The sequence below is a fragment of the Brevibacterium sp. XM4083 genome, from assembly GCF_006489205.2.
Lineage (GTDB): Bacteria > Actinomycetota > Actinomycetes > Actinomycetales > Brevibacteriaceae > Brevibacterium.
In genome coordinates this window covers 1217240-1239980 of the sequence record NZ_VFYR02000001.1, presented here as the reverse complement: position 1 = coordinate 1239980, position 22741 = coordinate 1217240, and the positions used below count along the sequence as shown (strand labels likewise).

Annotated in this window: 18 protein-coding genes; 9 read left to right on the top strand and 9 right to left on the bottom strand. The window is 68.9% G+C overall.

The genetic code is table 11. The annotated features are described in order from the left end of the window. Positions 1 to 103: 103 nt before the first annotated feature. Both FJ887_RS05505 and FJ887_RS05500 read right to left on the bottom strand, forming a co-directional pair. Entirely contained in the window at positions 104 to 1195 is a 1092-nt protein-coding gene (locus FJ887_RS05505) for a branched-chain amino acid aminotransferase (RefSeq protein WP_137826290.1), read from the bottom strand. A gap of 213 nt (positions 1196 to 1408) precedes the next feature. Continuing rightward, positions 1409 to 2449, bottom strand: coding sequence for a 3-isopropylmalate dehydrogenase (locus FJ887_RS05500; RefSeq protein ID WP_137826291.1), 1041 nt, complete (start codon positions 2447 to 2449; stop codon positions 1409 to 1411). Between the two features lie 233 nt (positions 2450 to 2682). Here FJ887_RS05500 and FJ887_RS05495 point away from each other — a divergent pair, with 233 nt between their 5' ends. Further along, a complete protein-coding gene (locus FJ887_RS05495) occupies positions 2683 to 3534 on the top strand; it encodes an HpcH/HpaI aldolase/citrate lyase family protein (protein ID WP_137826292.1) in 852 nt (283 codons plus the stop codon). Between the two features lie 116 nt (positions 3535 to 3650). Next, positions 3651 to 4274, top strand: coding sequence for a phosphatase PAP2 family protein (locus FJ887_RS05490; protein ID WP_137826293.1), 624 nt, complete (start codon positions 3651 to 3653; stop codon positions 4272 to 4274). 10 nt (positions 4275 to 4284) lie between these two features. Here FJ887_RS05490 and FJ887_RS05485 read toward each other — a convergent pair whose 3' ends face one another. Then, the gene (locus FJ887_RS05485; RefSeq protein ID WP_137826294.1) at positions 4285 to 4872 is read right to left on the bottom strand and encodes a TetR/AcrR family transcriptional regulator; all 588 of its coding nucleotides are present in this window, start codon (positions 4870 to 4872) and stop codon (positions 4285 to 4287) included. Positions 4873 to 4934: 62 nt separating this feature from the next. Here FJ887_RS05485 and FJ887_RS05480 point away from each other — a divergent pair, with 62 nt between their 5' ends. Continuing rightward, entirely contained in the window at positions 4935 to 5393 is a 459-nt protein-coding gene (locus tag FJ887_RS05480; protein ID WP_137826295.1) for a nuclear transport factor 2 family protein, read from the top strand. Between the two features lie 14 nt (positions 5394 to 5407). Here FJ887_RS05480 and FJ887_RS05475 read toward each other — a convergent pair whose 3' ends face one another. The 3 genes from FJ887_RS05475 to FJ887_RS05465 all read right to left on the bottom strand — a co-directional run bounded on the left by FJ887_RS05475 (position 5408) and on the right by FJ887_RS05465 (position 9222). Further along, the gene (locus FJ887_RS05475) at positions 5408 to 6013 is read right to left on the bottom strand and encodes a DUF805 domain-containing protein (RefSeq protein WP_137826296.1); all 606 of its coding nucleotides are present in this window, start codon (positions 6011 to 6013) and stop codon (positions 5408 to 5410) included. Between the two features lie 175 nt (positions 6014 to 6188). Continuing rightward, the gene (gene serA, locus FJ887_RS05470) at positions 6189 to 7781 is read right to left on the bottom strand and encodes a phosphoglycerate dehydrogenase (RefSeq protein ID WP_137826297.1); all 1593 of its coding nucleotides are present in this window, start codon (positions 7779 to 7781) and stop codon (positions 6189 to 6191) included. A gap of 148 nt (positions 7782 to 7929) precedes the next feature. Then, the gene (locus tag FJ887_RS05465; RefSeq protein WP_137826298.1) at positions 7930 to 9222 is read right to left on the bottom strand and encodes a GNAT family N-acetyltransferase; all 1293 of its coding nucleotides are present in this window, start codon (positions 9220 to 9222) and stop codon (positions 7930 to 7932) included. Positions 9223 to 9429: 207 nt separating this feature from the next. Between FJ887_RS05465 and FJ887_RS05460 the strand changes: the two genes are divergently transcribed. The 4 genes from FJ887_RS05460 to FJ887_RS05445 all read left to right on the top strand — a co-directional run bounded on the left by FJ887_RS05460 (position 9430) and on the right by FJ887_RS05445 (position 14904). Further along, the gene (locus FJ887_RS05460; RefSeq protein WP_140954593.1) at positions 9430 to 10434 is read left to right on the top strand and encodes an ABC transporter permease; all 1005 of its coding nucleotides are present in this window, start codon (positions 9430 to 9432) and stop codon (positions 10432 to 10434) included. Further along, positions 10431 to 11429: an ABC transporter permease gene (locus FJ887_RS05455; protein WP_140954594.1), complete on the top strand. Its 999-nt coding sequence runs from the start codon at positions 10431 to 10433 to the stop codon at positions 11427 to 11429. The genes FJ887_RS05460 and FJ887_RS05455 overlap by 4 nt, the downstream gene beginning before the upstream one ends. 93 nt (positions 11430 to 11522) lie before the next feature. Continuing rightward, a complete protein-coding gene (locus FJ887_RS05450; protein WP_137826301.1) occupies positions 11523 to 13193 on the top strand; it encodes an ABC transporter substrate-binding protein in 1671 nt (556 codons plus the stop codon). A gap of 4 nt (positions 13194 to 13197) precedes the next feature. Continuing rightward, entirely contained in the window at positions 13198 to 14904 is a 1707-nt protein-coding gene (locus FJ887_RS05445; RefSeq protein ID WP_140954595.1) for a dipeptide ABC transporter ATP-binding protein, read from the top strand. A gap of 66 nt (positions 14905 to 14970) precedes the next feature. On the opposite strand, the gene ilvC is transcribed toward FJ887_RS05445, so the two are convergent. The 3 genes from ilvC to FJ887_RS05430 all read right to left on the bottom strand — a co-directional run bounded on the left by ilvC (position 14971) and on the right by FJ887_RS05430 (position 18578). After that, the gene (gene ilvC, locus FJ887_RS05440) at positions 14971 to 16002 is read right to left on the bottom strand and encodes a ketol-acid reductoisomerase (RefSeq protein ID WP_137826545.1); all 1032 of its coding nucleotides are present in this window, start codon (positions 16000 to 16002) and stop codon (positions 14971 to 14973) included. A gap of 129 nt (positions 16003 to 16131) precedes the next feature. Next, positions 16132 to 16644: an acetolactate synthase small subunit gene (gene ilvN, locus FJ887_RS05435; RefSeq protein WP_137826546.1), complete on the bottom strand. Its 513-nt coding sequence runs from the start codon at positions 16642 to 16644 to the stop codon at positions 16132 to 16134. Next, entirely contained in the window at positions 16641 to 18578 is a 1938-nt protein-coding gene (locus tag FJ887_RS05430) for an acetolactate synthase large subunit (protein ID WP_140954597.1), read from the bottom strand. The genes ilvN and FJ887_RS05430 overlap by 4 nt, the downstream gene beginning before the upstream one ends. A gap of 340 nt (positions 18579 to 18918) precedes the next feature. Here FJ887_RS05430 and FJ887_RS05425 point away from each other — a divergent pair, with 340 nt between their 5' ends. Beyond that, complete coding sequence (locus FJ887_RS05425; protein WP_140954598.1) at positions 18919 to 20730, top strand: ABC transporter ATP-binding protein; 1812 nt, start codon at positions 18919 to 18921, stop codon at positions 20728 to 20730. Continuing rightward, positions 20727 to 22598 (top strand): ABC transporter ATP-binding protein, encoded by a 1872-nt coding sequence (locus FJ887_RS05420; RefSeq protein WP_140954600.1) that lies wholly within the window; start codon positions 20727 to 20729, stop codon positions 22596 to 22598. The genes FJ887_RS05425 and FJ887_RS05420 overlap by 4 nt, the downstream gene beginning before the upstream one ends. The last annotated feature ends 143 nt before the right edge of the window (positions 22599 to 22741 follow it).

The following is a 22741-nucleotide window of genomic DNA, read 5'->3' as shown; positions in this document are numbered from 1 at the left end:
GAATGTCGGCGCACCCGGGTACCCGGACACCCGACCTCCCGAGCGCCAGAGCCTCAGAGCGCCGCAGCGCCCGAGCCCCTCAGCGCCTCGAGTGCTCAGCTCCTCACGCGAGGCGCACGAGCCAGTTGTTCTTGTCCTCGGCGCGGCCGTACTGGATGTCGAGCAGCGCCTTGCGCAGCGCCATCGTCTTCTCTCCGGGCTCGTCGCCGTGGTCGATCGTGAACTCGTCGGACACGAGCTTGCCGATCGGCGTGATGACGGCGGCGGTGCCGCATGCGAACGCCTCGACGATGTCGCCGTTCTCCGCGCCCTCACGCCATTCGTCGATGGTGATCGGCCGCTCGACGGGTTCGAGGCCGAGGTCGGGTGCGAGGTCGAGCAAGGACCGCCGGGTCACACCGTCGAGGATCGTGTCGCTGAGCTCGGGGGTGAGCAGCTTGCCGTCCTTCGTCACGAGCATGAGGTTCATGCCGCCGAGCTCATCGATGTACTTGTGCTCCTCGGCATCGGTGAAGAGCACCTGCTGGCAGCCGTTATCCGCCGCCTCCTGCTGCGCGAGGAGGGAGGAGGCGTAGTTGCCGCCGCACTTCGCGAAGCCCGTGCCGCCGGAGCCGGCGCGGTTGAGCTTCTTCGACAGCCAGATCGAGACCGGCTTGATGCCGCCGGCGAAGTAGGGACCGGCGGGCGAGGCGATGACGTAGTAGTCGACCTCGTGGCTCGCCCGCACCCCGAGGAACCGCTCCGAGGCGATCATGAACGGACGCAGGTAGAGGCTCGACTCGTCACCGTCGGTGCCCGGCGTCGGCACCCACGCCTCATCCGTCGACACGAGTGCCTTGAGCGAGTTGATGAAGTCCTCTTCGCTCAGCTGCGGCAGCGCGAGGCGCTCGGCGGAGCGGTTGATGCGCACGGCGTTGCGGTCCGGGCGGAACGTCCACACCGAACCGTCGGCGTGACGGTAAGCCTTGAGGCCCTCGAAGATCTCCTGCGCATAGTGGAAGACCGCGGCCGCCGGGTCGAGGACGATCGGACCGTAGGGTTCGACCTGGTGGGCCTGCCACCCGTCCTCGTTCGTGTACCGGATGTGGGCCATGTGGTCGGTGAAGTACTGCCCGAACCCGGGATCCTTCTTGATGTCCTCGCGCACCAGCTCCGGCTGCGGCTGGATGTTCTTGAGGACGGCGAATTCAGTCATCAGAGCTTCTTTCCCAGTTGTGAGGCGTAACACGTCTCAGGGTAGTCCATCGGACGGCCCCGTCATCCATCGGGGGTCGACTCCCACTTCGCCGAGGCGGGGCTTCCCTCCGCGGCGAGGTGGCCTGTCGTCCCGGTGGGCCCGAACGACCCCTCCCCGCGGGCCCGAACGACCCGTCTCGGCGGGCCCGGACGACGCGCTCAGTTGCCCGGTTCACCCCAGTCGGGCGGCGATCGCGTCCCCCACCTCGGCGGTGGTCCGCGAGGTGCCGTCGCGCTCGGCGAGGTCGGCCTCGACGGCGGCCTCGATCGCGGCGGCCACGGAATCGAGTCCGAGGTGGGAGGCCATGAGCGCTCCCGAGAGGATCGACGCGGTGGGGTCGGCGATCTGCTTGCCGGCGATGTCCGGCGCCGAACCGTGGATCGGTTCGAAGAGGCTCGGCGCGGTGCCCTCGACGTTGAGGTTGCCCGAAGCGGCCAGGCCGATTCCCCCGGTCACCGCGGCGGCGAGGTCGGTGAGGATGTCACCGAAGAGGTTGTCGGTGACGATGACGTCGTAGCGCTCGGGGTCGGTGACCATGTAGATCGTGCACGCATCGGTGTGCTCGTAGTTGACGGCCACCTCGGGGAACTCCTCCCCGACCTTCTCGACGACGCGACGCCACAGGTGCCCGGCATGGACCATGACGTTGTGCTTGTGGACGTAGGTGAGCTTCTTCCGCCTGGCCTGCGCACGCTCGAAGGCATCGCGCACGGCCCGCTCGACGCCGTACCAGGTGTTGACCGACACCTCGGTCGCGACCTCGTGCGGGGTGTCCGTGCGCACCGAGCCGCCCATGCCGGTGTACGAGCCCTCCGTGCCCTCGCGGACGACGACGAAGTCGATCGCGGGACGGGCGGCGAGCGGGCTCTCGACGCCGGCGAAGAGCTTCGCGGGACGGAGGTTGACCGCGTGGCCGAGCCCGAAGCGCATCTTGAGGATGACCCCGCGCTCGAGGACGCCCGACGGCACACTCGGGTCGCCGCACGCGCCGAAGAAGATCGCATCATGGTCGCGCAGGGCCGCGAGTTCGTCATCGGTGAGCGTCTCGCCCGTCTCGTGCCAGCGCTTGGCCCCGACCTCGTAGTCGGTGAGCTCGAGGGCGACCGGCTCCCCGGAGACCTCGATCGCGCGCTGGAGGACCTTGAGCCCCTCCGGCACGACCTCGGTGCCGATTCCGTCGCCGGGCATGACCGCAATGGAGTACGTCTTCATGCCCGCCAGACTAGAGTGCATCTCATCATGCAACCAGCCCATATCAGTATGTGAAACGACCGCTCAGGTGCCCACCGATCCTCCCACAGGTCCGAACGTGGACAATTTCACGTCTCAAACTTCGTCTGCGGCTACAAATTCCTTGGTCGACCGACGAAAATGGTGGTCAGCCGTCGCGACTCGAGCGCGACCGCAGACTCGCCGACTCACCGCTTCCGAGAGAAAGTCGATCCTTGACAGAAACGATCCGCAATCGTCGCGCCGCCTCCCTCCCCGCCAAGCTGTCCCGCTCGTGGCTGCTCGTCAATGCGGCGAAGGAGGCCCTGTTCGCACCCGCACAGGCGTCCGAGGCCGATTCTGTCATCTTCGACCTCGAGGCCTCGGTGGCCGAGGACAAGAAGCTCGAGGCCCGCGACAACGTCGTCCGCGCGCTCGAGTCCGGCATGTCGGCGTGGGTGCGCATCAACAAGATGGAGTCGGAGTTCTGGGACGACGACCTTGCGGCCGTCGCGATGCTGCCCGGTCTGCGCGGGGTCATGCTGCCGGAGACCGAGCGCCCCGAACAGGTCTCCTACACCGCGATGCGCGCGAAGGCCGGACTGCCCGTGCTCGCGCTCCTCGAATCGGCCCGCGGCGTCGAGAACGCGACGAAGATCGCCGAGGCGCCCGGCACCTTCCGCCTCGCCTTCGGCACGAACGACTTCCGCAAGGACACCGGTTTCTCCGGTGACCCGATGGCGCTCGCCTACGCCCGGTCGCGCCTGACCATCGCCTCGCGCATGGGCGGTTTGCCCGGCGCGATCGACGGCCCCTCGGCCGCCGATGCCAGCGACGAGCAGGTGCGCGAGGACGCCGACGTCACCCACAACATGGGCATGACGGGCAAGCTCGTGCTGGGCATCGACCAGGTCAACGCCCTCAACGAGGCGATGAGCCCGAGCGAGGACGAGCGCACGTGGGCCCGCCAGATGCTCGCGGCGGCCGAAGGCGGCACGGAGATCACCGACGGCTCCTACCTGCCGCGTCTGGCGCGCGCGAAGAAGATCGCCTCGCTCGCCGACACCTACGGTCTCTGGAACGCCTGATCAGCGCCGATGCACCCGGGGCCGGGCAGCCGGCCCCGCGCTCCCGTCCGCCTTTCCCGGGACCGTCCGAGGTCGCCCCCACACCGCGGTGGGCGCTGTGGTCGGTGCTGCCGGCCATGCTCCTCGTCGGCGCGTTCGGCCTCTGGCTGCGCCTGACCCGCACCGGTCCGACCCCGCTCGATGTGTGGTGGGCCCACCTGGTCAAGGTGCCCCTCGACTCCGTGCCGTACTGGGTCGCGGTCACCCTCGCCGAGGTGGGCGGCGGCAATGGGGCGATGATGTGCACGGCACTGGCTGCCGCGATCTTCATCCTGTTGCGCCGGTTCCGCGCCGCTGTCGTCATCGTCACGACGATGCTGCTCGGCGTCGGCCTCTCCGAGCTCATCAAGCTGCTCGTCGAGCGGGCACGCCCGGGCGATCAGCTCTACTCGTCGCTGGGCTATTCCTATCCCTCCGGTCATTCGATGGGCGCGGCGGCGCTGGCCTTCGGGCTCGCGCTCATCGTCACGCGGGCGGCGACGAGCACCCGCGCCGATCCCCTGCGACTCCACTTCCACTGGTCGCTGCTGCTCGCCGCAGGCTGGGTGCTCGCAATGATGTGGTCGCGCACCGCACTCCAGGTCCACTGGCTCACCGACACGATCGCCGGCGTCCTCGTCGGGCTCACCGCCGCGATCCTCGCCGATGCCCTGTGGACGTGGATCGGCGTGCGCACCCGCTCACCCCTGCTGCTCCGTTAGGCGCTCTCCGCTAGCCCCTCCCGGCAGCGCCGAGCACATCGAGGGCGGCGCTGACCGTCTGCGCGACGAGGCGGTCGTCGATCGGGGGCAGGCCGGGGAGGACGAGGCGCATGAGGAGAGGCCCGGTGAGCAGATCGGCGAGCCAGTCGGGGTCGGCACCGGGGGCGATCTCGCCGCGGTCGACGGCGCGGGCGAGGATGACCTGCGTGAATTGCCGCCGCGGTGAGAGGTAGGAGTCGAAGAACGCCGCCGCGCCGGACACATCGCCGGCGATGTCAGCGGCCCATCCGGCGAAGCCGCGGGTGACGACGGGGTCGGTGAAGAGCCGCTGCTGGCGAGCCTGCACCTCAGCGAGGTCGCCGGCGAGGCTGCCGGTGTCGATGTCGGTGTCCGTGCCGTGGCGGGCGGCGAGCACGAGCGGCACCACCTCGGCGAGATTGCGGAACCGACGGTAGAAGGCGGGCTTGTTCGTTCCCGCGCGCTCGACGACGAGGTCGACGGTGACGGACGCGTATCCGCGTTCGATGACGAGATCGGTGAGGGCGCTGACGATCTCGGATTCCGTTGCGCTCTTGCGCGGGCGACCGGTTCGGCTCATAGTGTAACCAATAGTAACGTTAATCAGCGCGGACGACCCCCGGTCGCCGGTGAGGGGATCCCATGTACAAGCGCATCGTCAAGGCCCGCATCCGCGCGGTCTTCGATCAGATCAGCCGCGGCGAGGTCATGCCCATGGTCGACAGCCTCGCCCCGCGGTTCGTCTACGTCTTCCACGGCGACCATGCGCTCGGCGGTCGGCGCACCACCCGGGAGGCGATGATCCGCTGGTGGGAGCGGGTGGGGAGCATCCTGCCAGGCGCCCGGTTCGCCGTCGACGACGTCATCGTCGACGGCGGACCGTGGCACACGCGGATCGCTGTGCGCACCCGCGTCTCGGGCGCACTGCCCGGCGGCGGCCGCTACGAGAACACGATGTTCCAGTTCCTCACCCTGCGGTGGGGACGGATCACCGCGGTCGAGACGCTGGAGGACCTGCAGGTCCTGCAGCGGGCGCTCGCCGAGGTGGCCGCCGCGGGCAATCCGGACGCCGCGGCCGCACCGATCTCGGACTCGCCCTGACCGGCACGTCGGCCTCAGTGCGCGCCGACGGCGTCGAAGCGCGCACCCTCCGGCTTCGCCTCGAGCAGCATGAAGACGAGGACGATGAGCGGTCCGGCGAACGGGACGAGGGCGATGAAGAGCAGCGGCCCGGGCATGTTGACGTCGTGGAGACGACGGACCATGAGCGCGAGCAACGGCACGATGACGGCGAGGAAGACGACGACGAGGAGCACGAGGCCGAGCCAGATGAGGATCGCCGCCGGCGCATGGTTCATGATGCCCGGGGGCTGCTCGAAGGTGATCGCCTCACCGGTCGACGGGTCGACACCGAGTTCGGTGACCTTGGGGTTCGCAGCCGCCCACGCGAAGCCGATCGACATTCCGATGACGACGAGCGCATAGGGGATCGCCATGGCGATGGCGACGAACAGGTAGACCCACCAGAACTCGCTGCGCGAGGCGCGGCCGGAGAACACCGAGTACTTCTTGACGAAGCGGGCCAGCGCCTGCTTCGGACGGGCACCGCGCAGCGGCAGCGCCAGATCGCCGAGGCCGCCGGCAGCGGCCGTGCCGGCCGCCGGGGCCTGGTGGGTGTCCTGCCCGGGGACGGGCAGAGGGGACTGAGGGGAGTTGGTCATGAGGTTCCTTCATGGAGTGGAACCGGCCCGACGCAGGCCACCCGAGGACGACCAGCGCTGGACCGGCGATGGTCGATGCAGTCACCGAGGGATTCGATGTGCGCTGACCATCATAGCGGTGCCCCGCACCCGCCTGCGCGAATTCGGGGCACCGAGGCGTCTGTGACGGTCTCGCTCAGTCCTCGTCGAGCGAGACCGCGGAGAACGCCGAGGCGTTGACGGCGCCGGCGACGGCCCGCACGACCTCCTCGGGCACCGCCGAATCGACGGCCATGACCGAGAGCGCCTCGTTGTCCTCCGAGGACGGTGAGACCTGCATGCCCGCGATGTTGATCTCGTTGGCACCGAGCGCGAGCCCGAGCTGACCGATGATGCCCGGACGATCCTCGTAGCGGAAGATGAGGAGGTTGTCGGTGAGCTCGATCTCGAGGTCGAAGCCGTCAACCTCGGTGAGCTTCTGCACGAGCCTCGGGCCCGTCACGGTGCCGGCGACGGTGATCCGCTGGCCGTCCCCGGTCGTCGCGGTCAGGCGCGTGATGTTGCGGAACGATTCGCAGTAGGGATCGGTCGTCAGTTCGACCCCGATCCCCCGCTCCTCGGCGAGCAGCGGGGCGTTGACATAGGAGACCTGGTCGGAGACGACGTCCTTGAACAGGCCCTTGAGCGCCGAGAGCTTGAGGACGGAGACGTCCTTGTCGGCGATCTCGCCGTTGACCTCGACCTTGAAGTGCGTGACCGAGGATTCGGCGAGCGCGTTGACGACCCGACCGAGGCGCTCGGCGAGCGGAATGCCGGGACGGACGTCCTCGTGGATCGCTCCGCCCGCGACGTTGACGGCGTCGGGGACGAGCTCACCGGCGAGCGCCTTGCGCACGGACTTCGCGACCGCGACCCCGGCCTTCTCCTGGGCTTCGGCCGTCGACGCGCCGAGGTGGGGCGTGACGTTGACGGCGTCGAGCTCCATGAGCGCAGACGGCTCGGGCGGTTCGACGTTCCACACGTCGATGCCGGCGCCTCCCACGGTGCCCGCGGCGACCGCCTCGGCGAGGGCCTCCTCATCGATGATGCCGCCGCGGGCGACGTTGATGAAGCGGGCGCCGGGCTTCGCGAGCGCGAACTGCTCGGTGCTGATCATGCCGATCGTCTCGGGCGTCTTGGGCATGTGGACGGTGACGAAGTCGGAGACCGCGAGCAGCCCGGGCAGGTCGACGACCTCGACGCCCATCTGCGCGGCGCGCGCCTGCGTGATGTAGGGGTCGTAGCCGACGAGGCGCATCCCGAAGGCCTTCGCGCGTTCGGCGACGAGCCCGCCGATGCGTCCGAGGCCGATGATGCCGAGCGTCTTCTCGTAGAGTTCGACGCCGGTGAACTTCGAGCGCTTCCACTCCCCCGCCTTGAGCGAGGTGTTGCCGGCGCCGAAGTACCGCGCCGAGGCGAGGATGTGGGCCATCGTCAGCTCGGCGGCGGAGATGATGTTCGATGTCGGGGCGTTGACGACCATGACACCCGCCGAGGTGGCGGCCGGGACGTCGACATTGTCGAGGCCGACGCCGGCGCGGGCGATGACCTTGAGGTGCGCAGCCGCGGCGATCGCCTCGGCGTCGACCTGGGTGGCCGAGCGGACGAGGATCGCATCGGCGTCGACGATGTCGGTGAGCAGGCGGGAGCGGTCAGCGCCGTCGGTGTGACGGATCTCGAAGTCCCCTCCGAGTGCGTCGATGGTGGCCGGTGACAGGTTTTCGGCGATGAGCACGATGGGCTTGGGCACTGAGTTACTCCTTCAGGGATCCGGGACGGGCTCATCATATGAGACTGAGTGAAAACCTTCACAAGGTCTCAGGATCTGGGAACACCGTCCGCACCCCGAGCACCCCTGGAGCCTCGGGCACCTCGGGGCACCCCGAGCACCCCCGGCGTCAGAATCCGTTCGGCGAGTACGGCATCCGCTCGAGGCCGAACATCGACTTCGCCTGGACGGCGGCTCCCGGCACGTTCTCCTCGATGCGACCGGCGCGCACGAGGATGACCGGGTCCGCCCCGCCGAAGTAGAGGGAGCCGAGTTCGGCGATGCCGAGGCTGAGGTCGGCCGGCGTCGACTCCGAGACCGTCTCGACCGTGGCGCTCTGCCCGTCGGAGGTGAGGCGGAAGCGTCCTCCGGTGAGCTCCTGCGGGTCGTCGATGTCGAGGACGAGGGTGCCGGGGACGAACCATGCGCGGGCCTCGAGGGCGGCCCGGACGTCGAGGATCCGGATCCAGATGTTGTCCTCCGTCGACGTCGTCTTCACGCGGCGGGAGTCGGTGAGCAGCCACGGCAGCGGTGAGTCCTCGGCGGATTCGCCGAACTTCACGCGCGTCGAGAGGTCGATTGCGGCGAGGAAGGACCACAGTGAGGCGTATGCGGCGTCGGTGACGGCGACGAAGTCGATGAGCTCGATCGTCGGCGGGGTCGTCGACCAGCCCGCGAACTTGTAGGAGACATAGCCGTCGGGTTCGCCGTCCTCCCCGAAGTGCAGGGCCGCGCGGACGCCGCGATCGGCCTCGCCGGTCTCGGTGTTGAGCGCGCCGGTGGCCCGTTCGACGTAGGTCTGCTGCCGTTCCATCGCCCCCGGCGAGGTCTTCATGAACTCGCCGTAGATCTTCGGCGCGAGTTCGCGCAGGACGCTCGGCAGGCACATCTCCACCCGCCGGTCGGGTTCGCGGATCATCTGGAAGCCCGGTGAGGTGTCGACCTCGATCGCGTGCGACCACGTCGCCACCCCGAAGCCGTAGCGGGAGTAGATCCCGCCCTCGGTCGCGGTCAGGGCCGCGAACGGGTAGCCGGCGGCCTTCGCCTCGGCGAGGTCCGTGGTGATCATCGACCGGAGCAGTCCGCGGCGGCGATGGGTGGGCCGCACCGTCACCCACGTGATGAGGTGCGCGGGCACAAGCCGACCGGCGCCGACGTTGACGAGCTTCTCGAACCACGCGAAGGTCGCGACGGGGATGTCGGCGTCGAGCGCATAGTCGTATTCGGCGTCGGCGTAGACCGCGGTGAGACGGCGATCGTCGTCGATCGCCCGCTGCACCCGGGCCTTGAGCGCCGCATCGGTCGACCGGGAGTCGTGGAACCCCACACTCGTCGACGCGAAGTAGCCCTTCGTCCTGGCATCCGGCTCCCCCGTGGACTCGTCGAAGGCGGGAGTGAAGCTCTCGAATCGGTAGTTCGTCACGGTGTCGTCTTCCTCGAGTCGGCCAGGGTTCCCTGCCTGCGACTCTAGCACCGGGGCCCCTGGTGACGAACGGAGCAAACTGCGCTACTGTCACGGAACTTCATGAGTTTGCGCAGACGACGATCAGGCGCATAATTGTTGAGCAGTTCGGCGATCCCGGACGCGACCGAGCCCACCGTCCGACCGACCACGAATCGAAGGACCACGATGACAGCAGCCCCGCCCGAGCGGCCGGGACGCGCGACCCGCACAGACACCGTCTGGGCGCGCCTCAAGCGCTCCCGACCAGCGATGATCGGCCTCGGGCTCGTCGTGTTCTTCGTCCTCCTCGCCGTCCTCGCCCCGGTGTTCGCGGCCCTGACCGGCAACAGCCCCTACGCCTACAACCCGGAGCTGCTCGCCCCCGACACCGCTCCGGCCGGGCCGCTCGGCGGGATGAGTGCTCAACACTGGTTCGGTGTCGAGCCCCGCACCGGGCGCGATCTCTTCGCGATCGTCTCCTACGGCGCGCAGGTCTCCCTGCTCATCGGACTCGCCGCGACGCTCGTCTCCGTCATCGTCGGCGTGGCGATCGGACTCATCGCCGGCTTCTACGGGCACCTCGCCGATCGACTGCTCTCCCGGTTCACCGACATCGTCTTCGGCTTCCCGTTCCTCATCTTCGCCATCGCGCTCTCAGCGACCGTGCCCGCGAGCTTCCCGCGCCCGCTCCTGCTCATCCTCGTCATCGGCTTCTTCGGCTGGCCGCCGGTCGCCCGCGTCGTCCGCAGCGAGACGCTCTCACTCAAGGAGCGCGGGTTCGTCCGCGCCGCCGCCGCGCAGGGCACGAGCAGCGCGCGCATCCTCGTCCGCGAGATCCTCCCGAACCTCGCCGCGACGATCATCGTCTTCACGACCGTGTCGATTCCCGGCAAGATCGGCGCCGAGGCGGCTCTGTCCTTCCTCGGCGTCGGCGTCAACCCGCCCACGCCGTCGTGGGGACGGTCGATCTCCGACGCGATCTCCTGGGTCCAGGTCGATCCGATGTACCTCATCTTCCCCGGCATGGCGCTCTTCCTCGTCACGCTCGGGTTCAACATGTTCGGCGACGGACTCCGCGACGCCCTCGATCCCACCGCCGGACAGGGCCCCGACCGCAGTGCCGACCGGAGCCCGGACCGCGGCCCCGACACCCCGAAGATCGACCCGATGAGCGCAGGAGGCCAGCCGTGAACCGCGTGAAGTTCGCCGCGTCCCGGATCCTCGGGGCCGTCGTCGTCCTCATCATCATCGCCGCCGCGTGCTTCGCGATCTTCTACCTCATGCCCACCAATCCCGCTCAGCTCTCGTGCGGCAAGCCCTGCTCCCCCGAGCGCCTCGCCGAGGTCGAGGCCTACCTCGGCGTCGACCAGTCGTGGTGGAAGCAGCTCTTCGACTTCCTCGCCGGCATCATCGGCGGGCGCACCTTCGGCGAGGGGGCGGCGGCGATCCACTGCAACGCCCCGTGCTTCGGGTACTCGTTCCGGCTCCGGGACTCGGTGACGAACCTCATCCTCCAGCGGCTGCCGATCACCGTCTCCCTCACCCTCGGCGCCGCGGTGCTCTGGGCGATCGGCGGGATCGCGGCAGGACTCATCGCCGCACTTAGGCGGGGCCGGTTCACCGACTCCGCGGTGATGGGGGCGGCGATCACGGGAATCTCCGCACCGACGTATCTGCTCGGCCTCCTCGGCGTCCTCCTCTTCGGGTTCACCCTCAACGTCCTCCCGATCGGCGGCTACGTCCCGCTCACGGAGAACCCCCTGATGTGGGCCTTCCACCTCATCCTGCCGTGGATCGTGCTCGCGATCGCCAACGGCGCGATCTACGCGCGGCTCACCCGCGGGCAGATGCTCGACGTGCTCAGTCAGGACTACATCCGCACGGCCCGGGCGAAGGGCCTGAGCGAGACCTTCGTCGTCGGCAAGCACGGTCTGCGCAACCTCGTCGTGCCGCTGACGACGCTGTTCGCCATCGACATCGGCGGCCTGCTGGGCGGAGCGGTGATCACGGAGAAGGTCTTCGCCCTCGGCGGGGTCGGCACCCTGCTGCTCGAGTCGGTGTCGAGCCTCGACATCCAGGTCATCGTCGGCGTCACCCTCTTCGCTGCCGCCGTCGTCATCGTCGCGAACCTGCTCGCGGATCTCAGCTACTCGATCCTCGACCCGCGGATCGGAGCACGCGCATGATCCCGCACTGTTCCAGCCCACGGCTGCCAGCCCACAGCTCCTCCTGACCCTCTCCGCTCAACTCACGCAGCTCAACTCATGCAAAGGACCATCATGAAGCGCTTCGGCCTCCTCGCCGCCACCCTCGCCCTGGGGCTCGTCCTCACCGGGTGCAACGCGAATCCCGAACTCAACGACGACTCCCCGGGCAACACGCTCGGCGAGACGCAGAAGGGCGGGACCCTCAACATCTTCTCCGAGGACCCCGACATCGACTTCGACCCCGGCAAGAGCCAGGGGCTCGCGATCACCTCGCTCTCCCTCGTCCACCGCCGGCTGACGACGTGGGACATCCAGCCGGACAAGCCGGGCAAGGTCGTGCCCGACCTCGCCACGGACACCGGCACGGTCAGCGACGACGGCAGAACGTGGACGTTCACGCTCAAGGACGGGCTGAAGTTCGAGAACGGCGACCCGATCACGACCGCCGACATCAAGTACGGCATCGAACGGTCGTTCTCCACTGAGCTCTCGGGCGGACTGAGCTACCACAAGGGCCTCATCGAGGGCGGCGACGACTACGCCGGTCCGTTCACCGGCGACGACCTCGAATCGATCGAGACGCCGGATGAGAAGACGATCGTCTTCCGCCTCAATTCGACGTTCGGCGACTTCCCGTGGATCGTCTCGATGCCCGCTTTCTCCCCCGTTCCCGAAGGCAGCGACGACCCCGGCACGTACGGCCTCGATCCCGTCGCCTCGGGTCCGTACAAGGTCGAGTCGAACCAGTCCGGCGCCGAGGCGGTGCTCACCCGCAACGACCAGTGGAATGAGGAGACCGACCCGGTCCGCACGGCCGGGCCCGACCAAGTCGTGTTCAAGCTCGGACAGGACGCCTCGGTGACCTCGCAGGCGCTCATCTCCGACTCCGGGGACGCGAAGAACGGGTTCTCCGCGAGCTTCGTGCCCGCCTCGCAGCTCGCGCAGGTCCAGAACGATCCGAACGCGAAGTCCCGGCTCGTCACCTCGGGGCCCGGCGCCCTGTCCTACCTCGCGATGAACAACGAGCGGGAGGGGCTCAAGGACCCCAAGGTGCGGCAGGCGATCAACTACGCCGTCGACAAGAACACGTACCGGATCGCCGGCGGCGGTGAGATCTCCGGTGACTATGCGACGACGCTCATCACCCCCGGCATCCCCGGACGCGTCGACTACGACCTCTACCCGGCCGGTCCCGGCGGTGACGTCGAGAAGGCGAAGTCCCTCCTCGCGGAGTCCGGTGCCGACCTCGGCACTCTGCGGCTGCTGACGAAGAACTCCGCCACCGACGTCGCCCAGGCCGAGGCGATCCAGCAGGCGCTGGCCCGCGTCGACATCACCGTCGAGATCAGGTCCGTCGACACGAACACGTTCTCCGCCGACGCGACGAACGACGAGGGCGACTACGACCTCGCACTGACCTCATGGCAGCCGGACTACCCCTCGGCGTTCGGCAACATCCAGCCGCTCTTCGACTCCTCGCAGATCGGCGGCGGCAACTACAACATCTCCCGCTACTCCAACCCCGAGGTCGACGACCTCATCCAGCAGGCCACCGAGACCGTCGACGCGGCCGCGGCCGAGAAGATCTGGGCCGAAGCCGACAAGCGGATCATGGAGGACGCGCCGATCGTGCCGCTGACGTACAACCGGAACTCGTTCCTCCACGGCTCGAACGTCGAGAACTTCATCATCGGCGAGTTCCCGGCCTACCCCGTGTACTTCAAGGCCTCGCTGAAGGGCTGAGCCGATGACCGCGACCACCCCCGCCCTGAGCTACCGCGACTACTCGGTGTCCTTCGGTTCCCGCACCGTCACCCGGGACGTGTCCTTCGACCTCGTGCCCGGGTCGATCCTCGCCCTCGTCGGCGAATCGGGGTCGGGGAAGTCGGTCACCGCACTCGCCCCGCTCGGCCTCGTGCCCGGTGCGCGCCAGGCCGGATCCGTGAAGCTCTGGGATCCCGCCGGCCCGGCCGGTGGCGGGGTGGGGCTGACCGGGGCGATCGAGCTCGTCGGACTCGACCCCGCGGAGCTGCGTCCGATCCGCGGCGAGCGGATCGGCGTCGTCTTCCAGGAGCCGATGAGCGCGTTCAATCCGATGTTCCGGGTCGGCCATCAGATCGCCGAGGCGGTCCGGGCCCACGCCGGCAGCGACGGTGCGGGCGGGGCTGGGCGCGGGGACATCGGGCAGCGCGTGCTCGCGCAGCTGCGGGCGGTCGGCCTGCCCGATCCCGAGAAGGTCGCCGAGGCCTACCCGCATGAGCTCTCCGGCGGTCAGCTGCAGCGGGCGATGATCGCACTCGCGACGATCAACTCCCCACAGGTCCTCATCGCCGACGAACCGACGACGGCCCTCGACGTCACCGTGCAGACGGGCATCCTCGACCTCCTCGTCGACCAGGCCCAGGCCGGACAGGCTGTGCTCCTCATCACCCACGACATGGGCGTCGTCGCCGACATCGCCGACCGGGTGGCCGTGATGAAGGACGGGCGGATCGTCGAGACCGGCTCCGTCGAGGACATCTTCGACCGTCCCGCCTCGGACTACACGCAGCAGCTGCTCGCCGCCGTGCCGAGGCTGAGCGCGGTCGTCGATGCCCGGGCACCGCGCGAGGAGCGCCCGGTCGCCCCGGCGCCTGCCGCGGACACCGTTCCCGCCGCCGAACTCCGCGACGCCACCGTCGTCCACCGCTCGTCCGGACGCCAGGTCATCGCGCTCGACGACGTCAGCCTCGTCATCCCCGCTGGTCGGATCACCGGTCTCGTCGGGGAGTCGGGGTCGGGCAAGTCGACGATCGCGAACGTTCTCACCGGCGGTCAGGCGCTGACCTCGGGTGAGGCGTTCGTCGCCGGGGAGCGCGTATCCACTCGGCCGAACCGCCGCCAGCGCCGGCTGCGCGCCGAGGTCGGCGTCGTCTTCCAGGACCCGCGGGGCTCGCTCAACCCGCGCCGCTCGGTCGGGTCGCAGATCGCCGAACCCCTGAGGGTGCACACGGATCTCAGCGGCCGGGACATCGACGCCCGGGTCGATGTTCTGCTCACCGACGTCCAGCTGCCGACCGACTTCGCCGCCCGCTTCCCGCACGAGCTCTCCGGCGGACAGCGGCAGCGCGTGGCGATCGCCCGCGCCCTGGCGCTGCGGCCCAAGCTCCTCATCGCCGACGAACCGACCTCGGCGCTCGACGTCTCCGTGCAGCGCGGGGTGCTCACGCTCCTCGGTGAGCTCCACGCGTCGCTTGACTTCGCGTGCCTGTTCATCAGCCACGATCTCGCCGTCGTCGAACAGCTCGCCGGTCACGTCGTCGTCCTCAAGGACGGGCGCGTCGTCGAGCAGGGCCCGAGCCTCGAGGTGCTCACGGACCCGGCCGAGGCCTACACGCGCCGGCTCATCGAGTCCGCGCCCGTGCCCGATCCGCGGATCCAGGCGGCCAGACGGGCCGCCCGCCTCGCCGCGTAGGACACGCGCCGACGACGAAGGCGCCGCCGGAATCCCTCCGGCGGCGCCTTCTCACACTCTCGACTCTCAGCGAGCGGCAGTGCCCTCGGTGTAGTCGTCGTCGGTGTCCTTGAGCCAGGCGAACATCTTGCGCAGCTCCCGACCGGTGGCCTCGATCGGGTGCTTCTCCTCCTTGGCGCGCAGCGACTTGAACTCCTCGCCGCCGTTCTTCTGGTCGGTCATGAAGCGCTCGGCGAAGGTGCCGTTCTGGATGTCGACGAGGACGCTCTCCATGTTCTCCTTGACCTCGGGCGTGATGACCCGGGGACCGGAGACGTAGTCGCCGTACTCGGCGGTGTCGGAGATCGACCAGCGCTGCTTGGCGATGCCGCCCTCGACCATGAGGTCGACGATGAGCTTGAGCTCGTGGAGGACCTCGAAGTACGCGATCTCCGGCTGGTAGCCGGCCTCGGTGAGGACCTCGAAACCGTACTGGACGAGGTGGGAGACACCGCCGCAGAGCACGGTCTGCTCACCGAAGAGGTCGGTCTCGGTCTCCTCGGTGAACGTCGTCTTGATGCCGCCGGCGCGCAGACCGCCGATCGCCTTCGCGTAGGAGAGGGCGAGCTCCCAGGCGTGTCCGGTCGCATCGACCTCGACGGCGACGAGCACGGGCACGCCGCGGCCGTCGACGTACTCGCGGCGGACCACGTGGCCCGGGCCCTTGGGCGCGATCATGACGACGTCGACGCCCTCGGGGGCCTTGATGTAGCCGAAGCGGATGTTGAAGCCGTGGATGAAGACGAGGGTCTTGCCCGGGGCGAGCTGGTCCTTGATCTCCTTCTCGAAGATCTCCGCCTGCACCTGGTCGGGGGCGGCGATGGTGATGACATCGGCCCAGGCGGCCACCTCGGCGGGGGTGCCCACTTCGAGCCCTTCGGCAGCGGCCTTGTCCCGGCTCGATGAGCCTTCCTTGAGTCCGACGCGGACCTGCGCGCCGGAGTCGCGCAGGCTCAGCGCGTGGGCGTGGCCCTGACTTCCGTAGCCGATGATGGCGACCTTCTTGCCCTGGATGACGGACAGGTCGGCATCGTCGTCGTAAAAGCGTTCTGCTGCCATTGTTGCTGCTCCTTAGAGGTTTCGGGGTGCTCACCCCATTGTTTCACAGTTCGGTACAGTTGCTCACCCACTGAGACGGTCGGTGTTCCACGGCGTGGAACGCCGGCCGTCTCAGTTGCGCAGGGCGTCTCAGTTGCGCAGGGCGCGGTCGGTGATCGACTTCGGTCCGCGTCCCACGGCGACGACGCCGGACTGGACGATCTCCTTGATCCCGAAGGGCTCGAGGACTTCGCGGAGGGCTTCGACCTTGTCGAGTTCACCGGTGGCCTCGACGCTCACCGAGTCGGTGGAGACGTCGACGATCGAGGCGCGGAACATCTCGACGGCGGCCGCGACCTGCGGCCTGGTCGCCGCATTGGCCTTGACCTTGTAGATGACGTGGGCCCGGCGCACCGACGCCGCCGGTTCGAGCTCGACGATCTTGATGACGTTGACGAGCTTGTTCAGCTGCTTCGTCACCTGCTCGAGGGCGACGTCGCGGACGTCGACGACGACGGTGATGCGCGAGAGCTCATCGTGCTCGGTCACCCCGACGGCGAGGCTGTGGATGTTGAAGCCGCGGCGGGCGATGAGTCCGGTGAGACGCGCGAGCACACCGGGCTTGTTCTCGACGAGGACTGAGAGCGTGTGCCGGTTGTTCATTCCAGGCCTCCTTCGATCTGCGCCACGGAGCGCACCGTTCCGTCTTCACCGGCCGCGGCCTCGGCGATGGCCGCTTCGGCCTGCTCCTCACCCTCGTCCTCGAAGTCCGGACGGATGCCGTTGGCGTACTGGATCTCGTCGTTCGAGACTCCGGCGGCGACCATCGGCCACACCATGGCATCGGGCGGGACGGTGAAGTCGAGGACGACGGGTCGGTCGTTGATCTCGAGCGCCTTCTCGATCGCGGCATCGACCGCGTCATTGCTGTCGACGCGCAGCGCGAAGCAGCCGTACGCCTCGGCGAGCTTGACGAAGTCGGGGATCCGGATCGTCTCGTGCCCGGTGTTGAGGTCGGTGTTCGAGTAGCGGCCGTCGTAGAAGAGCGTCTGCCACTGCCGCACCATGCCGAGGGAGGAGTTGTTGATGATCGCGACCTTGATGGGGATGTCGTTGAGCGCGCAGGTCGCAAGCTCCTGGTTCGTCATCTGGAAGCAGCCGTCGCCGTCGATCGCCCACACGACACGGTCGGGTTCGGCGGCCTTCGCGCCCATCGCGGCGGGCACGGAGTAGCCCATCGTGCCGAGCCCGCCGGAGTTGAGCCACGAGCGGGGGCGTTCGAAGTCGACGAACTGGGCAGCCCACATCTGGTGCTGGCCCACGCCGGCCGCATAGACCGCCTCGGGGCCGGTGAGGGCGGAGATGCGAGAGATGACGTACTGCGGATCGCAGAGCTCGCCGTGGGAGGAGTACCCGCGCGGGTACGTCTGCTTGAGGCGCCGGAGGAACCGCCACCACGGCTCGCGCTGCCGCTCGAGGGCCTCAGGGAACCTGCCGCGCAGCTCGGTGAGGATCTCCGAGAGCACTTCGCGGGCGTCGCCGACGATCGCGACCTCGACCGCGCGGTTCTTCCCGATCTCAGCGGGGTCGATGTCGGCGTGGATGACCTGGGCGTCGGGCGCGAACGAATCGAGGTTGCCGGTCACCCGGTCATCGAAGCGGGCACCGATGGCGATGAGCAGGTCGGACTTCTGGAAGGCCGCGACGGCCGGCACGCTGCCGTGCATGCCGGGCATCCCGAGGTGGAGCGGGTGGGAGTCGGGGAAGGCGCCGCGGGCCATGAGCGTGGTGACGACGGGGATGTTCGTCGCCTCGGCGAGCTTGAGCAGCTCCTTCTCCGCCTCGGAGCGGATGACGCCGCCGCCGATGTAGAACACGGGACGCTGCGCCTCGCTGATGAGGCGCGCGGCCTCGCGGATCTGCTTCGCGTGGGGTTTGAGGATGGGCCGGTAGCCGGGCAGTTGCGGCTCCTCGGGCCAGACGAACGGGGCCTCACCGGTCTGCGCGTCCTTCGTGATGTCGACGAGGACGGGTCCGGGACGGCCGGTCGTGGCGATGTGCGCGGCGTTCAGTATCGCGGCGGGGATGTCCTCGGCCTTCGTGACGAGGAAGCTGTGCTTCGTCACCGGCATCGTCATGCCGACGATGTCGGCCTCCTGGAAGGCGTCGGTGCCGAGCAGCTTCGAGCTCTGCTGACCGGTGATCGCGAGCAGTGGCACGGAGTCCATGTGGGCGTCGGCGAGCGCGGTGATGAGGTTCGTCGCCCCGGGTCCCGAGGTCGCGATGCACACGCCGAGGCGGCCCGAGGCGGACGCGTAGCCCTCGGCGGCATGGCCGGCGCCCTGTTCGTGGCGGACGAGGATGTGGCGGATCTTGTCGGTCTCGAGCAGCGGGTCGTAGGTCGGAAGGATGGTGCCGCCGGGAAGCCCGAAGACGGTGTCGACGCCGAGGCGCTCAAGGCTGCGGACGATCGCCTGCGCGCCGGTGAGTACCTCCGGCGCCGAGGATCGCCGAATGCTGGTCGGGGTCGCGGTCACCGGGGGTGCGCTCTGCGCAGTCCCGGCGGCCGCCTTCTGAGCCGAGGGCGTGGCTGCCATCGTGTCGTATCCTTCCTGGGTTGACCCGCTCGCGTTTCGTCCCTGCATGAAAAAAGCCCCTCCGGTGTCGGTAGGGGCGCGCGGAACGTGTCGTACTGACAGGCTACGGATGATCCGCGCGCTGGCTAATGACGACGACGAGAAGGTGAGTCATGCCTCAATGGTTCACCGCCCCACCGGGAGTGTCAAACGGCAGAAACGATCGTCTCGCGATTCGGGATCAATGGCGTTTGATGGATGAGATCGACCGCCTCGGCGAGCAGGGGCCGTTCTCTCACCTGATCAGTGAAACTCCACTTCAGAGCACCATGGACGCGGGAGTAACCGCGGACTAGGCTTGATGTTCGTGCGCCCCCTTCTACGCTTCTGGCCCGATCTGCGAGCGCGGATCGGCATCTACCTCGTCGTTCTCGTCCTCACCCTGCTCGCGAACGGCATCCAGCTCATCGTCCCGGTCATCACCGGGTACATCATCGACGGCCCCATCACCTCGGGTGATCTCTCAGGTCTGTGGCTGCCCGTGCTCGGAGTCCTCGGCATCGGCATCGCCGAGGCGGTCGCGCTGTGGGCGCGGCGGATGATCGTCGCACCCGTGGTCTCGACGTGGGAGATCCGCTGGCGCGCCCGCCTCTTCGACCGACTCCAGTACACCTCGGTGGCGATCCACGACTCATGGGAGTCGGGCCAGCTGCTCTCGCGCGCGACCAACGACCTCTCGCAGCTGCGGCGGTTCTTCGCCTTCGGACTGCCGTTCCTCTTGGCGACCCCGATCGTCATCATCGTCGGCACGATCATGCTCACCGTCCTCCAGCCGGTCTTCGGCCTCATCATGCTCGTCATGGCCGTGCCGACGATCCTCGCCGTGGCGATGTTCGAACGGCGGTATCGGGAGACCTCGCGGCAGTCCCAGGACGCCGTCGGTGAGATCACGACCGATGTCGAGGAGTCGATCCAGGGCATCCGGATCCTCAAGTCCTTCGGCCGCTCGCCGTGGGCCGCCGAGCGCTTCTCCGTCCTGTCGCGGAAGTTCCAGCGCCTCGAGGTCCGCAAGGCGAAGCTCGACTCGTGGTTCTGGAGCGTCCTCATCCTCCTGCCCACCCTCGCCCAGGCCGCGATCGTCGGCATCGGGACCTTCGGCGTCGTCCAGGGCTGGACGACGATCGGCACCGTCGTCGCCGGGGTGACGATCTCCATGGTCCTGCGGATGCCGATCGAGATGCTCGGCTTCCTCCTCGCCGATGCCATCATGTCGATCACCGCGGCCGGCCGCTACTGGGAGGTCATCGACATCCGCCACGACATCACCGATGCCGCAGGCGGCATCGACGACGACCCCGATGTCGGTCGCCACCGCGGGGAGCTCGTCTTCGACGACGTCGACTTCCACTTCTCCGACACGGACCGCCTCACGCTCGCAGGCCTCGACCTCACGATCGAACCCGGGCAGACGCTCGCGCTCGTCGGCACGACCGGCTCGGGCAAGACGACGCTCGCCTCGCTCGTGCCGAGACTCCAGGACGTCACCGGCGGGGCCGTGCGCATCGACGGCGTCGACATCCGCGACCTGCCGGTCAACGAACTGCGCCATCTCGTCTCCGTCTCCTTCGAGGATCCGATCCTCTTCTCCGCCAGCGTCCGCGACAACGTCGTCATGGGCGCCCCGGGCTCCGACGACGATGCCGTGTGGCAGGCCCTGGAGATCACCGCGGCGAACGACTTCGTCTCCCGTCTGCCCGAGGGACTCGACACGCAGGTCGGCGAGCAGGGGCTCTCCCTCTCCGGCGGACAGCGGCAGCGCCTCGCCCTGGCCCGTGCGGTCATCGGCAAGCCGCGCATCCTCGTCCTCGACGACCCGCTCTCGGCCGTCGACGTCGACACCGAGGACCGCGTGCAGCTGAAGCTGCGGGAGATCCTGCCCGATTCGACGACGCTCATCATCGCCCACCGGCCGTCGACGGCCGCGCTCGCCGATGTCGTCGCCGTCCTCGACGAGGGCCGCATCGTCGCACAGGGCACGCATGAGGAGCTGCTCGAGACCTCCCCGCTCTACCGCGAACTCATGGGAGCCGGGATGCAGGCGACCGCCTCGGCGCGCGGCGAGGGAGCGACCGCCTCGGCGGGGAACCGTCCGACGGAAGGGGGCCCGGCATGAGCGCGCCGCGCCTGGCACAGGACGACGGAGTCGAGGAGCTGCCGCCGGACATCGCGGCCAAGGCGCGGGCGCTGCTCTTCTCGCTCGTGCGTCCCCACCTGCCGATGGCCGTCCTCCTCCTCGTCATCGTCGTCCTCACCTCGGCGACCCTCGTCATCGGGCCGATCTTCATCGCCGACGCCCTCGACACCGGCATCCCGCAGGCCGTCGCCGGCGACCCGACGGCGCTGACGCGGGCGATCACGCTCTTCGTCGCCTCCGCCGTCGCCTCGGCGGTGCTCGCGTTCACGGCGACGCGGCTCGTCGGCATCACCGCGCAGAAGATCATCTTCACCCTGCGGCAGCGCGTGTTCACCCATGTTCAGCGCCTTGACCTGGGGTATCACGAGAAATCGACGTCGGGGCGGCTCGTGTCCCGGCAGACCTCGGACATGGAGTCGGTCCAGCAGTTCCTCTCCTACTCGCTGTTCGAGACCGCGCTCGCGCTGCTCCAGATGGTGTTCATCGCGATCACCCTCATCGTCCTCGATGTGCCCCTGGCGATCGTCGTGTTCGCCGGGTTCATCCCGCTGTTCTTCATCACGAAGGCCGCGCACCAGACGCAGCGCGGGGCGTACCGGCGCACCCGGACGTCGATCGCGAAGGTCATCGTCCACTTCGTCGAGACGATGGGCGGCATCCGCGCCGTCCAGGCCTACCGGCGCCAGCCCGACCGTCGCGGCACCCTGCGCGAGCAGGACTCGGCGTACCGAGACGCCAACACCGATGCGCTGCGCGGAGTCGCGTGGTTCGCCGGGTGGACGCGGCTCGTCGGCAACGTCACGCAGACGGTCATCATCGTCGTCGGCGCGTGGCTCGTCATCGAGGGGTGGACGCAGATCGGCGTGCTCGCCGCGTTCATCCTCTATCTGCGCCGGTTCTACGGTCCGCTCGACGAGCTCGTGCAGTCGTTCAACCTCTACCAGTCGGCGTCGGCGGCGCTCGAGAAGATCGCCGCCGTCCTCGACACGGATCCCGGCGTCCCGGCACCGGCCCAGCCCACCCCCCTGCCCGCGCACACGGGGGCCGGGGGTACCGCCGGAGCTGCGGCCGCGGTCGCGGTCGGCACGGAAGGGTCAGCCGCCTCGGCGACGGGACGGTCGATCGACCTCACGGACGTCCGCTTCGCCTACGCCGACGGCCCCGACGTCCTCCCCCGCTTCGACCTGACGATCCCGGCGGGGCAGATCGTCGCGCTCGTCGGCGCCACGGGGGCGGGCAAGTCGACGCTCGTCAAGCTCGTCACGCGGTTCTACGATCCCTCGGAGGGCACGGTGTCCCTCGACGGAGTCGACCTGCGCGACCTCGATGACGCGGAGCTGCGCTCGAGCGTCGTCATGGTCACGCAGGAGTCGTTCCTCTTCGCCGGCACGATCGCCGACAACATCCGCATCGGCAATCCGGAGGCCAGCGATGCCGAGGTCGTCGCGGCCGCCGAGGCGGTGGGCCTCGACCCCTACATCCGCCGCCTGCCCGACGGGTACGACACGGACGTGAAGAAGCGCGGCGGCCGGCTGAGCTCGGGCCAGCGGCAGCTCGTGTCGTTCGCCCGGGTGTTCCTCGCCGATCCCGATGTCGTCGTGCTCGACGAGGCGACCGCCCACCTCGACATCCCGTCGGAGAGGCTTGTGCAGAAGGCGCTTGCGACGGTGCTCGAGGGCAGAACGGCGATCATCATCGCCCATCGGCTCTCGACCGTCGAGATCGCCGACCGCGTGCTCGTCATGGACGCCGGGCGCATCGTCGAGGACGGCACGCCCGAGGAGCTCATCGCCGGCACCGGTCGCTTCGCGCAGCTCCACCGCGCGTGGCGCGACACCCTCGTGTGAGGGCCGCGACGGCCCGTCCGCGTTCGACGCCCCGTGCCGACGCCGGCTCGATTCCGACGCCCGACGCCGGCTCGTCTCCGACGCCCTCAACCGACAAATACGCCCTGCGCCGACCTCCGCCCGTCTTCGACGCCCCCAACCGA

What these genes read in the sequence shown, in the direction of transcription:
- FJ887_RS05505 (WP_137826290.1), bottom strand. Translation starts at nt 1,195, where the DNA reads ATGACTGAATTCGCCGTCCTCAAGAACATCCAGCCGCAGCCGGAGCTG.
- FJ887_RS05500 (WP_137826291.1), bottom strand. Translation starts at nt 2,449, where the DNA reads ATGAAGACGTACTCCATTGCGGTCATGCCCGGCGACGGAATCGGCACC.
- FJ887_RS05490 (WP_137826293.1), top strand. Translation starts at nt 3,651, where the DNA reads ATGCTCCTCGTCGGCGCGTTCGGCCTCTGGCTGCGCCTGACCCGCACC.
- FJ887_RS05485 (WP_137826294.1), bottom strand. Translation starts at nt 4,872, where the DNA reads ATGAGCCGAACCGGTCGCCCGCGCAAGAGCGCAACGGAATCCGAGATC.
- FJ887_RS05480 (WP_137826295.1), top strand. Translation starts at nt 4,935, where the DNA reads ATGTACAAGCGCATCGTCAAGGCCCGCATCCGCGCGGTCTTCGATCAG.
- FJ887_RS05475 (WP_137826296.1), bottom strand. Translation starts at nt 6,013, where the DNA reads ATGACCAACTCCCCTCAGTCCCCTCTGCCCGTCCCCGGGCAGGACACC.
- FJ887_RS05460 (WP_140954593.1), top strand. Translation starts at nt 9,430, where the DNA reads ATGACAGCAGCCCCGCCCGAGCGGCCGGGACGCGCGACCCGCACAGAC.
- FJ887_RS05450 (WP_137826301.1), top strand. Translation starts at nt 11,523, where the DNA reads ATGAAGCGCTTCGGCCTCCTCGCCGCCACCCTCGCCCTGGGGCTCGTC.
- FJ887_RS05445 (WP_140954595.1), top strand. Translation starts at nt 13,198, where the DNA reads ATGACCGCGACCACCCCCGCCCTGAGCTACCGCGACTACTCGGTGTCC.
- ilvC (WP_137826545.1), bottom strand. Translation starts at nt 16,002, where the DNA reads ATGGCAGCAGAACGCTTTTACGACGACGATGCCGACCTGTCCGTCATC.
- ilvN (WP_137826546.1), bottom strand. Translation starts at nt 16,644, where the DNA reads ATGAACAACCGGCACACGCTCTCAGTCCTCGTCGAGAACAAGCCCGGT.
- FJ887_RS05430 (WP_140954597.1), bottom strand. Translation starts at nt 18,578, where the DNA reads ATGGCAGCCACGCCCTCGGCTCAGAAGGCGGCCGCCGGGACTGCGCAG.
- FJ887_RS05425 (WP_140954598.1), top strand. Translation starts at nt 18,919, where the DNA reads ATGTTCGTGCGCCCCCTTCTACGCTTCTGGCCCGATCTGCGAGCGCGG.
- FJ887_RS05420 (WP_140954600.1), top strand. Translation starts at nt 20,727, where the DNA reads ATGAGCGCGCCGCGCCTGGCACAGGACGACGGAGTCGAGGAGCTGCCG.